The sequence below is a fragment of the Moritella sp. 36 genome, from assembly GCF_018219415.1.
GTDB lineage: Bacteria > Pseudomonadota > Gammaproteobacteria > Enterobacterales > Moritellaceae > Moritella.
Genome location: NZ_CP056120.1, coordinates 939,442 through 951,545, shown reverse-complemented (window position 1 = coordinate 951,545; position 12,104 = coordinate 939,442). Strand labels below are relative to the sequence as shown.

Below are 12,104 nucleotides of genomic sequence, written 5' to 3'. Positions count from 1 at the left end.
CGTTTAATTGGGGTCCGCTTAGTAATTGATACCACCAAGGTTAATAATGTTGTAAACTGGAAATAATTTTACTTATAACCAGTGTCATTAATGAATTATATAGAACTTGAATCTTATTCTCGAAAATGGATATTTAATCATTCGTCGTTACCAGTTAATGCGGATGATTTAGCTAATATCAAGCCCTTTAGCAAAGCAAGGGCCGGTCAATTATGGAGCCAACTTATTAGCTCGCAATGTAACTTTACCGATCAGTTCAGTAAAGGCGACTGGCCACACGACCAAAATACTTGGTTGCAAGAAGTCGACTGGCAGCAAGCTTGGGACAATGATGATAGTAATGAATTACCTGAAGAAGTGCTCGCGCATTTAACTTGGGATGATAACAGTAAAGTTTATTTTTGTTATGAACGCTTTAATATGATTGAAACAAATTGGGGCACATTTAAACGTAACTGGAAAAACTTTTTGTTCTATGATGACGGTGCATTATTAATCTCGGCGAAACGTAAAGAAGCCCTTTCATTTAAAGAGAGCGGTACCGTATTAATTGGTACTCGGTCTCCTATCCAGCAAGCGAAATAAAGCGCCATTATGCATACTTCTTGTAGCTGTGGTTTAGCAATGCCCTTTAAAGATTGCTGCGGTAAATACATTTATGGTACCGCGATACCAGCAACCGCAGAGCAACTGATGCGTTCACGCTACAGTGCTTATGTAAACAATATCCCCGTTTTTTTAATGGCAACGCATCACCCTGACTTTATTGGCGATTTAAATGAAGACTTGATTGCAGAAACAGCCGAACATACCCAGTGGCTACGGTTAGAAATAATGATGAGCCAAGGTGATGAAGAAAGCGAAACAGGCATTGTCGAGTTCAAGGCGTGGTTTCAAGAAGGTGAAGAAGAAGCGTGTTTGCATGAACGCTCCAACTTCGTATTTCAAGACCAGCAGTGGTTTTATACCAATGGCGAATTAAACCCAGCGCCCCTAAAACAAGGCCGCAATGATCCTTGCTTATGTGGCAGTGGTAAAAAATATAAGAAGTGCTGTGGCTAGCCGTCATTGCTAAATACAATCAATATGGCTAACAGGCATACTAGAAATGAGTATTTCATTTAGTCATATAATATTAAACATCAAATAAAGTAGTAGATATTATGGAAAAGAAAATATTACTGGCCGATTGTCCCGATCAAAAAGGACTTATCTCGAAGATCACCAACATATGTTATAAACATCAGCTCAATATTGTCAATAACACCGAGTTTGTCGATAACACCCACAATCGATTTTTTATGCGTACCGAACTCGAAGGGATATTCAACGATGAAACCTTACTTGTCGACCTAGATAGCGCACTACCAACGGGGTCACGCCGTAAGCTCGTTTCTGCGGGTCGTAAACGTATCGTTATTTTAGTCACCAAAGAAGCGCATTGCCTTGGCGACATTTTAATGAAGAATTATTACGGCGGTTTGGATGTTGAGATCGCTGCTGTTGTAGGTAATTACGATAACCTTGCTGAATTAACAGAAAAATTTGATGTGCCTTATCACACAGTTTCTCATCTCGATATCACCCGAGAGGAACATGAACAACGTATCATTGACACAGTATCAAAATACCAGCCCGATTATGTGATTTTAGCTAAATACATGCGTATTCTAACGCCTAATTTTGTGGCTGCATTTGAAAACAAAATCATCAATATCCATCATTCATTTTTACCGGCTTTTATTGGCGCACAGCCATACAAACAAGCGTTCGAACGTGGTGTGAAAATTATTGGTGCAACAGCCCACTATGTAACAAACAACTTAGATGAAGGACCGATTATTTTACAAGACGTCATTCATGTAGATCATAAATACAGCGCCGAAGATATGGCGCGATCAGGCAAAGATGTAGAAAAATCAGTACTCAGTAAAGCATTACGTCTAGTGCTTGAAGAGCGCGTATTTATTTATGAAAACCGAACGGTGGTATTCTAGCTCACTTTCGATTCCATAAACTAGGGATGGATCCATAAATTATTTTGGGTCCATCCCGGCCTCCTTTCAGATATCCCTTTACAGCAATCACTAAATTGTTAATATTAATAGCTTATTCATCATTTAATGGCTCATTATGTTAACAATTATCTTTACGGCCTTACTCAGTAGCATCTTAACTGCACTTGCTTTTTTATATGTATTCAATAACGTAATTAAGCCCTATTTAGCCACACAAATCACCTTAATAAAAACAGAAGCAGAAGCTACGATCAGTCAAGCATCACCCCAAATAAGTAAAGACATTGCGGACGCTATCGAAGCCAAAATTGCAGAAATACAACCTGAATTAGAAGCGCATATAAAACAAGAATTAGATCAAATTATTGATGAGTTCTTACCCCAACTCAGTAAAGAAGTTGAAGATGGTGTCGATAATTCCTTTAAAAAGTTTATTCCGACCATGATGGGCTCAGCTGCAGCAATGCCGGCAGAAACGATTCTCAAAACGAGCTCGACATTACTCAGTACCGGTATTGGCATCTTACGAAGTGTCACTCCAGATATTAAAAAGTAGTCATTTTCAGTCATCATTGAATGATGCCGTCATTCATTGAGTCAAGAGTCTCATCACGTGATCCAGTTTGCATTTAAAAACGTCATATTTGCAACTGGATCGACCTGCCTATAAACAAAAGTAATGTAAACTGGATTTTTCATTACCGTAGTTTAATTAAATATGTTTCTAAACGAATTCTATTCTCAAAAAGACAGCTATTTTCGCTTTACTCAACAACAAGCTAGTCGATTTGCTAAAACTGTAGCTAACGATTATAACAAGATCCATGATGTGGATAATAAGCGCTTTTGTGTACCAGGTGATTTACTTTTTGCTGTTTCTTTGGCTAAGTTCGGCTTATCAGAAACGATGAAGATTAATTTTACCGGGATGGTAAAAAATGACGTAGATCTGCAATTTTCACCACTATTAAACAATAAAACAGCGATAGTGAATGCTGATGAACAGGCATTTATGGAGTTAGAGCTCGGCGGAAACACATCTTATGATGAAGAAATTATCAGTAAGATCATTAAAGAGTATGTGCAATTTTCAGGAAAGAATTTTCCTGACATAATGGTGCCGCTCATGCGCAGCGAAAATCTCATGTTTAACCCTGCTCGTGCATTAATTATGTATAAATGCATGCAAATAAACCTAACACGTGTCGACGTTAAAAGTATTGCGCTGAAGTTTGATGAAGCGATCATCAGCGTACAGGGTAAGCGTGCAACCGTCACCTTTAAATTTGATTTCTACGAAGGTGACGAAAAAGTCGGTACTGGCCAAAAAGAAATGCTATTAAGCGGCTTGATCCAATATGAAGAATCTGTAATGGATGGTGTCATTGCCGATTATCAAGCTGCAAAAACCAAGTACCTTTCTGCAGCAAGCTAGTCACCTATTTAATGTGGTCGAGCGGTAATACCGTTCGACTTAAAACATTACGTAACATAAAGCTCGATCTCACGCCCGTTACTCCTTTAATCCCCGTTAGTTTTCCTAACAGTAGCTCTTGGTAATGTTCCATATCTGGCACAATAACCTTTAATTGAAAATCAGCATCACTACCGGTAATAATACAGCACTCCATCACATCAGGAATAGCGGCGATCTCAGTTTCAAAATTCTCAAAGCGTTCAGGTGTATGTCGATCCATACTAATATGGATATAAGCCGTCAGCTTTAAACCAAGTTTAGCTTGGTTAAGCAAGGTGACATGTTTATCAATTAAGCCTAACTCTTCTAAATGCTTCACACGTCGGGAACAAGGCGACGCTGACAAGCCAATTTTATCCGCTAATTCTAAATTACTGATCCGGCCATTTTCTTGTATTAAATTAAGAATTAACTTATCTGTTCTGTCTAATTTCATTTTCATCACCCTATTTCATCTTTTACTTGTTTTGTATTACCTCTAAATTAAAAATAGAGACTACAAATAGCGCACGATAATACACCTAGGGTTAATTATTGCCAATTATCATTATTACTACAAATGTAATTGCTAAAAAACTCACTATTAGTGCAAACATCGCAACCACATTCCCCATCAACCTCGCTATACTAAACCCAGTTAAAGATAACGCCACAGCTGATTAGCAGACACCTTAACCCAGGTCGATGCGGTGATAGAAGTACCCTTCTTGCGACCAATCAGGCACAACTTCTTATCCAGGATAATCTTCACCACAAGTGACCGGCAATATTAACGCAAAAATAGGCATCCTAAACGGTGCCTTTTTTGTATCTAATTTTGACCTCTATTAGACCTTCAATGACAATTTAGCTACCACTTTCAAAGACTAGCCTCTATAATTGACAAAGTAATTTCAATTTCAATAACAGTCATTTCGCTATACCGCGTATAATAAAGCACTTTATCATTTCGTATTACGTACATTTCGCGACTCAGTCTGTATTAGCCAGTCACAAAACACAGGTAAATTTCAATGCATTATGCAAACATCACCGGTTGGGGTAAATGCCTACCTCCCGCAACGCTAACAAATCATGATCTCAGTACTTTCCTCGAGACTAATGACGAATGGATCCAATCACGCACAGGCATGCAAGAACGCCGTATCTCACATGTAAGTACATCAGAATTGGCCTATGTGGCTGCGTGCCAAGCTATTGCAGCTGCGGGTATTGATGCATCAGAGCTTGACGGTATTTTCTTTGCGACTTGTACTGCCGACTGCACACTGCCAAGTGCTGCATCAAAAGTACAAGCCAAGTTAGGCGCGACCAACGCAGCTGTATTTGATATGAATGCTGCGTGTACAGGTTTTGTTTATGGCTTAAGTACGGCAAATGCATTTATCCAAAGTGGTCAAATGAACAAAGTTTTAGTGATTGGTGCTGAACGTATCAGTTATTTCCTTGACTGGACAGAACGCAGCACCGCAGTACTGTTCGGTGACGGTGCTGGTGCCGTAATTCTAGAATCAAGTACTGAGAAGCAGGGTATTTTAAGTAATAAAATTGGCTGTGATGGCGATGCAGGCCATATTCTATCGGTTCCTAACTTTGGTACTGACAGAGCCCGTTTCAAGAATGTTGATGGTCTATTTGACTTCAATTTCGAGGGTAAAGAAATCTTTAAACGCGCCGTAACACGCATGGGTGAAGCATCTGCAATTGCGCTTGAAAAAGCACAAATGACACCAGAGGACGTTGATTTTATTATTCCTCACCAAGCTAACTTACGTATCATTGATTTCTTAGCGAAACGCATGGGCGCAAGTAAAGAAAAAGTCATGGTTAACGTGCATAAGTACGGTAACACTTCGTCTGCGACTGTACCGATTGCGCTTTGTGAAGCATTAGAAGAAGGCCGTATTAAGGCAGGAGATAATGTGCTACTTGCTGCATTTGGTGGTGGTCTAACTTGGGGTGCTACGATGATAAAATGGGGTGAACGAGTCACGCCTGTCGCAACATCAGAAGCGGCTCTACCTGAGTACAATGGTACCGCTTTGGATCTAATCCAAGATGCAATTAAAGGCTGCCAGGATGCTAAATTAGCCCGTGAATCACAAACCGATTAATATATAGCTAGCGCGTTGATGAATTAACTTATTAACTTGTTAAAAGAACAAAAAGCCAAGTGGATGAAAATCATACGCTTGGCTTTTTATATTGATGATATATAGTCAAACGACTTACATTCATATCTCTAGATTCGAGCTACTTACACTCACCTTCTGAATAACCACTAATGCTAGTATCTGCACATGCACCACACGCGTTACCGAATGTTTTCAATTCACCCGACGCAGTTGTACCACATACTGGGCGGTAATCCATCGTACACATTTGTGGACGTTCATCAGGGCAGCTATGACTGTAACTTGGTAATATAGGTAATGGTTTTGCTGTTTCAGCCGTGATTTCAGTGTTACTACACGCTGCGAGGCCAAATACCGTTAACGACAATAAAATAATTTTTTTCATTTTTATACCTGCTAATCGTTTATTATTGCTGCTTATTTATATCTACATTTATATCTACATTTATATCTACATTTATATCTACATTTATATCTACAATAGTGGATTAAATAAATAAAATAGGCTTTCCAAAAACCGTTGTACTCGACTTCGTTGTCGCCACTCGGTTAAACAAATTTTATGTGAGTGTGCTATATAAGATAGTTGTAATTGATAAAGTTCGGCAATAAAAGGGGATTGATCTATAAGTAATGTGACCTCAAAATTGAGCCAAAAACTACGCTTATCCAAGTTAACCGTCCCCACCAAACATAATTCATTATCCACAAGAATACTTTTGGTATGCAGCAGCCCATCCTGATATTGGTATATTTCAACACCGCAAGCTAACAATTCATCAAAAAAACCTTTACATGCATAATCCACCATACGAGAGTCATTTTTTTCTGGCAGAATAATTTGTACCTTAACACCACGCGCACTGGCCGTTTTAAGTGCCGCCTGTAACGCTTCATCAGGCACAAAGTAAGGGGTCGTTAGAATTAATGATTTTTGTGCTGAATAAATTGCTGAAACCAACACTTGATGAATATTATCATAATCAAAATAAGGACCTGATGGAATCACTTGTACTTGGCTGTTCTCTTCAAAGACCGAGCTTTCCTTGTACTTAGAAATAGTGCTATTAACTAAACTTTCTCCAGTTTCCATTTCCCAGTCCCATTCAAGTAATGAACCAGTAATAGGAATAATCGGCCCTTGCATACGGATCATAATATCAACCCACTCACCCACGCCGGCATTTTGTTTAAATACTTGAGGATCGATCAAGTTCATGCTCCCGGTGTAACCAACATTACTATCAATAGCAATGAGCTTGCGGTGCATACGTAAATCTTGACGATGGAAGAATATCCGCATTGGCCCTACAGGTAACACCTCGACAAGATGGATACCTGCTTGCTTAAAGCATTTAGGCCAATGGCTTTTGAAGAACGCAGAGCTACCTACAGAGTCGAGCATGACCCGACAATCAACACCTCGTTTTGCGGCATTAATCAATGCTAACGCCACCAGGTCAGCTTTACCACCAAGCGCCCATATATAAAACTCTATATACACGACGTTAATGGCACTATTAATGTCAGCCGTTATCTGCTCAAGAATACAGTGAGGACTGGTTAATAACGTCAATTTATTGCCTCTTACGCTAGGCATTTGAAAACGACTATAAATCAGTTCACGCAACGGAGTAACCAAGGCGCTGGTATGACTGCCTTTTTTAACTCGATAGGGTGCTGCGCACTGGTTAATTCGTTGCGTAAAAGGCCCTAACATCGCCTCCGCTCTTTGTACTCTTTTTTTGCCTAAATACAACTCACCAAAAATAACATACACAATAACGCCAGCAAACGGTAACGTGTAAATAACAGCTAACCACGCCAACGAAATACTCGCAGATCGCCGTTTAGTAATAACCCGAAATGACACTAATATAATGATTACTGCATGCAAAAAAACGAGCAACAAGGTAATAAAATTAGTGAACGAATCCCAGCTATACATTTTTATTTTCAATCCAGTTTTTCAAACGTTTCACATCATGCAGGTATTCGGTATTAATTTGTTCAACCCAATCATCGATATTCTCCCACCATGTAGGCTGCTCTGGTGATTGTGCTAATTGTGATACCTGCTGTATACGTACTAATCCAATCGAACCTGCCGCGCCTTTGATCTTATGTGCTTCATCAACAATCGCATCTTGGTCTCTGGCGGTTAAATTCGAGTTCAATATTGCTAAATAATGAGGCATTGTTTGTTCAAATAAACAAACACTTTGTAATAAAAGCTCCTTACCTAATGTATCAAGATATTGTTGTAATAAATCAATATCAAGATATTCTTCGAGCATTTCCCGCTCATCAGCGAGGGCGGCAGGTGTATAGTTAACCTTCGGTTTTTCACCTTGTTCGACACTGTGCAGTAAGCGCGTGATCACGCCAGTCACAGCGTTAATAGACAGCGGTTTACTTATTGCGTCGTCCATACCTTTCTCAATGTATTCTTGACGATTATTGATCACATTTGCAGTGAGCGCGATAACTGGAGGTAACTCCAACGCGGTATTTTCCCGTAATACTTTAATAATTTCAAATCCAGAAATATCAGGTAAATTAATATCAAGAAAAATTAAATCATAGGTGTTTTCTTCCGCCATTTGGATCGCACTGCGACCATCGACAGCAACTTCAACAGTATGGCCTAATTTATTTAATATCGCCGTACATACAGTAACATTCAGCTCGATATCTTCGACAAGTAATATCAACAGTTTAGTTTGCTCACTTTCAACAACCGAACTACTTTGTAAACTGTCCACCCCATCCACATCAAATTCAATCGTAAAACAAGCACCTTGACCTAGCTCACTGCTCACCCAAATATCGCCGCCCATCGCCGTCATGAGGCTTTTTGCGACAGACAATCCAATACCCGTTCCGGTTGCCCGTTTACTTCCCTGTTCCTGATAATACATCGCAAATATTTTATCTTGGCCTTCTGCCGAAATACCAATACCGGTATCCTCAACCTCAAAGGTCAAACCAATTTTATTATCTGCTTCCTCACTGGTAAACACCCGAATGCTCACTTCACCCGAATCGGTAAACTTCACCGCATTAGACACCAAGTTCCACAATACTTGACGCAATCGAGTGCCGTCAGCATTAATAAAGTCTGGGATATCACCAAATACATCAAACTCTAAAACCAAGCCTTTTTGCTCGGCTTGAAGCAGGGCTAGCGTTTTTATATCATTCAGAAAACTTCTAAATTCAATCGGTTGATTTACGATTTCAAACTTACGACGATCAAATTTGTCCAAATCAATAATATCATTAAAGATATTACCCATAGTTTGGGCACTCACATAGATCGTATTTAAATGCTGACGTTGCTCATCGTTAAGCGAACCATCAAGTAAAATCCGGCTTAAACCAACAACACCATTTAAAGGGGTACGTAATTCATGGCTAATGGTCGAAATAAATGTGGTTTTGTCGCGGCTGGCTTTCTCTAGCGCATCTTGGTATTTCTTACGTTCGGTAATATCGCGGCCATAACCAAGTACGCCGATATATTCATTTCGTTGCCCAAAAAAGGGCACTTTCCGCAATTCAAAGCAGGCCTTGTGACCATCAGGATATGTTAACCATTGTTCATAGGTTTCTGGTAATTGAGTGCTCAATACGGCTTTATCTGTTGCCGCGAACTTAGCCGCAATCTCAGTATCAAAAGCATCAAACGGCGTCAAACCAATAAGCTCTTTTTCAACTTTACCCGTTAACGCTTCCATCGATAAATTACAGCCAGAAAACTGCCCACGCTCATTACTGTAATAAACGAGATCGGGAGAACTATCAATGAATGACCGCACTAATGCCGAGCGTTCTTCGACAACTAATTGTGCTTGTTCACGCTGAAATACTTCATTCTCTAAGTCTTTGAAGGCTTGGTTTCTATCTGCTTCTGCTTTTTTACGTTCTTCAAACTCATCATTAAGTTCAATTAGATTAACTTGTAATTCTTGCTGAAGCTGCAAGTCTCGAGCGCGCACTTCTTGCAGTTTGTACACCATTTTACTCAGGCGTTTGCGCGAGTCCTCAAGTTGTTGCACGACAATCGAAAGGAAGAATACCACCCAAGGCGTCACGACACTCGCAAATAAAATTGCGGCATATAAATCGTCAAGTTTAACTTCTCCACGTAGGATATAATTAATACTTGCTTGTATCGTAATAGAAAAGAAAATAACCGTGGCGGCAGAAAAAATACTAAACCGAATAACACCTAACTTAGTAAGCATATCAACATAATATTGAGCCCAAGCTCTGATTTTCATCATGGTTTATCCATATAAAATTATCTAGAATATCCATAATATACGACAGGTTATACGCAAACCATAGAAAAATTAAGGTTTTAATAAATCAAAATCTAATTCCTGTATGTCATTATCATGACTTAACTCTTGATACACCGAATACTGATTTCGTCCATTTTCCTTCGCGATATATAATGCCTTATCCGCATTTTCAAGTAATTGTACTTCCGAACTTTCAGATACTGGGCACATAGTTGCAATACCGATACTCAGTGTGACATGTTTTGCCGCTTTAGAATAAGCATGCTCAATACCTAAACCTTCAACAGCAGTAATGATCTTACTGGCAAGGCGAGTTGCCCCCTCTTCATCGGTATTAGGCAAAATAACAGCAAACTCTTCACCACCATAACGCGCGACTAAATCAGCCCCACGATGTACTTGGTCATTCATCACTTGGGCTAACTCAGTCAATACAATATCGCCCATTGGATGACCGTAATTATCATTATATAACTTGAAACAATCGACATCGCAGAACAATAAAGACATCTGTTTCACTTCTCGATGATGAGTTGACCAATAATGCTGTAGTTTATTATCAAAGGTGCGTCGATTCGCCACTTTTGTCAGAGCATCCGTTGAACTCAGTTCATCGAATTTCTCAATGGCTTGCTCAAGATCATGCTCAATACGCTTACGTTCAGTTAAATCTCGATAGATAATTAAAATACCACTTTCACCGTTAGTATTATTTACATAGCGCTGCTTACATATTTCATACCAACGCGGGTTTTGCTCTGATAGATGCAACAACTCTTCATAGCGAACAGATTTACCATCCAGTAATAATTGGTTTTCTTGCTCAAACAGCCACGATCTTTTATCAATACTAATCAAGTTTTCTCTATCCATGCCAATCAAATCCGCATGTTTAACACCAACGACTTCACAATACCCTTCGTTCGCACCCACAAATTTTCCATTGCAATTCATAAACGCAACGGGATCGGGTGTCGCATTAATGACTGAGTTTAATAAGCTATTATTACGGCTAAGCTCAGCTTCTATACGTAAGTGTTCACTATTTTCATTAAGTAATCGCTCATTCAGTTCCATCACTTCCGTTCGGTCATTAGATACAGTTAAGATAGCGACCACTTTTTTGTGTTCATCATACAAAGGGGATTTAATGGTTTGTAATAACATATTATTATCATCGACTGTGCTCCATTCTTCATATTTTTCAACTTTACCCGTGAGGACCGTTTTCTCATAAGAATGAATTTGAGCCAGCTTGGAGGCGCTATAAAAATCGTGTTCAAAATGGCCATTCACTTGCTCTATTGATTGGTCGAATTGAGCTGCCCATGATGGTGAACAATTAAGAATTAATCCATCTAAGGTTTTAATATGAATAAAAGCCGAATTGGAGAGAAATAAGCTATTAATGATTTGACCATCCATATCCCAAGGCGAAATAGCAGAAGAGTTTGTACCAATATGATCGATCTGACACAACCAAGCCCGGCGACGTTGATATTTGATTTGTACCGCGCTAAAGCGTAACGTCTTTTTTAGCTGCTTAATATGGAAAACATCATTAGTGACCGTAGTCTCATCAACTCGGTGGGATAAACGCTCGAAGCAACATTGTGCAATAATATTACTGGTATTATTCTCTTGATCGAAGATAGTCGCGATTGCAGAATTAGAATAAAGTATCGTGCCTTTTTTAATATCAAGAACAAGAGTGGGCGTTGCAGAAAAGGTCAATAATGATTGGCAAGTCGTGAGTTTTCGCAATAGCGTTAAAATAACAAGGATGCTTATCAATAAGGTAGTGACAACCAACCAAAACGTCATACCGACCAAGGTACTTGTTGAAAGTCCAGTAATATCCTGCCACCAACTGAATATTTCAGTTATAAAAAATCGATAATTTAAATCCATATTTTACCTAAGATCCATCTCACACAGGTAAACCATACAACACCAAAATTAGATCTCTGTAAAGCAGTTATAATTAAAACTACAGCGACCACCCACTTTTGTTTTTAATACTTTAGTACCAAGCAGCATAAACCAAATAAATCAGTACATTACGATTAAACAGTAAGATAAATACTCAGTGACAAGATTAAAAACTATGAAAACAGAGGTAAAAAATTACACAATGTCATATTGCCAAAATAAAAACCCATTT

General features: G+C 39.0%; 11 protein-coding genes. 6 read left to right on the top strand and 5 right to left on the bottom strand.

Translation table 11 applies throughout. From position 1 onward, the window contains the following. Positions 1–90 precede the first annotated feature (90 nt). The 5 genes from HWV03_RS04365 (at position 91) to HWV03_RS04345 (ending at position 3,453) form a co-directional block, all read left to right on the top strand. On the top strand, positions 91–585 hold the full coding sequence (locus HWV03_RS04365) for a DUF2947 domain-containing protein (RefSeq protein ID WP_211674244.1): 495 nt from the start codon (positions 91–93) through the stop codon (positions 583–585). Positions 586–594: 9 nt separating this feature from the next. Beyond that, entirely contained in the window at positions 595–1,062 is a 468-nt protein-coding gene (locus tag HWV03_RS04360; RefSeq protein ID WP_211678622.1) for a YchJ family protein, read from the top strand. Between the two features lie 101 nt (positions 1,063–1,163). Beyond that, the gene (gene purU / locus HWV03_RS04355) at positions 1,164–1,997 is read left to right on the top strand and encodes a formyltetrahydrofolate deformylase (protein ID WP_211678621.1); all 834 of its coding nucleotides are present in this window, start codon (positions 1,164–1,166) and stop codon (positions 1,995–1,997) included. 136 nt (positions 1,998–2,133) lie between these two features. Next, positions 2,134–2,574: a hypothetical protein gene (locus tag HWV03_RS04350; protein WP_211678620.1), complete on the top strand. Its 441-nt coding sequence runs from the start codon at positions 2,134–2,136 to the stop codon at positions 2,572–2,574. 162 nt (positions 2,575–2,736) lie between these two features. Further along, positions 2,737–3,453: a DUF3581 family protein gene (locus HWV03_RS04345; protein ID WP_211678619.1), complete on the top strand. Its 717-nt coding sequence runs from the start codon at positions 2,737–2,739 to the stop codon at positions 3,451–3,453. Positions 3,454–3,457: 4 nt separating this feature from the next. Here the strand turns inward: HWV03_RS04345 and HWV03_RS04340 are convergent, their stop codons facing one another. After that, positions 3,458–3,931, bottom strand: a complete 474-nt coding sequence (locus tag HWV03_RS04340) for an Lrp/AsnC family transcriptional regulator (protein ID WP_211674239.1) — start codon at positions 3,929–3,931, stop codon at positions 3,458–3,460. 577 nt (positions 3,932–4,508) lie between these two features. Between HWV03_RS04340 and HWV03_RS04335 the strand changes: the two genes are divergently transcribed. Beyond that, positions 4,509–5,609, top strand: a complete 1,101-nt coding sequence (locus tag HWV03_RS04335) for a ketoacyl-ACP synthase III (RefSeq protein ID WP_211678618.1) — start codon at positions 4,509–4,511, stop codon at positions 5,607–5,609. A gap of 139 nt (positions 5,610–5,748) precedes the next feature. On the opposite strand, the gene HWV03_RS04330 is transcribed toward HWV03_RS04335, so the two are convergent. The 4 genes from HWV03_RS04330 to HWV03_RS04315 form a co-directional block, all read right to left on the bottom strand. Continuing rightward, a complete protein-coding gene (locus tag HWV03_RS04330) occupies positions 5,749–6,015 on the bottom strand; it encodes a hypothetical protein (protein WP_211678617.1) in 267 nt (88 codons plus the stop codon). A gap of 90 nt (positions 6,016–6,105) precedes the next feature. After that, a complete protein-coding gene (cls, locus tag HWV03_RS04325; RefSeq protein ID WP_211678616.1) occupies positions 6,106–7,578 on the bottom strand; it encodes a cardiolipin synthase in 1,473 nt (490 codons plus the stop codon). Beyond that, the gene (gene arcB, locus HWV03_RS04320; protein WP_211678615.1) at positions 7,571–9,919 is read right to left on the bottom strand and encodes an aerobic respiration two-component sensor histidine kinase ArcB; all 2,349 of its coding nucleotides are present in this window, start codon (positions 9,917–9,919) and stop codon (positions 7,571–7,573) included. The genes cls and arcB overlap by 8 nt, the downstream gene beginning before the upstream one ends. 69 nt (positions 9,920–9,988) lie before the next feature. After that, complete coding sequence (locus tag HWV03_RS04315; RefSeq protein WP_211678614.1) at positions 9,989–11,851, bottom strand: sensor domain-containing diguanylate cyclase; 1,863 nt, start codon at positions 11,849–11,851, stop codon at positions 9,989–9,991. Positions 11,852–12,104: the final 253 nt, after the last annotated feature.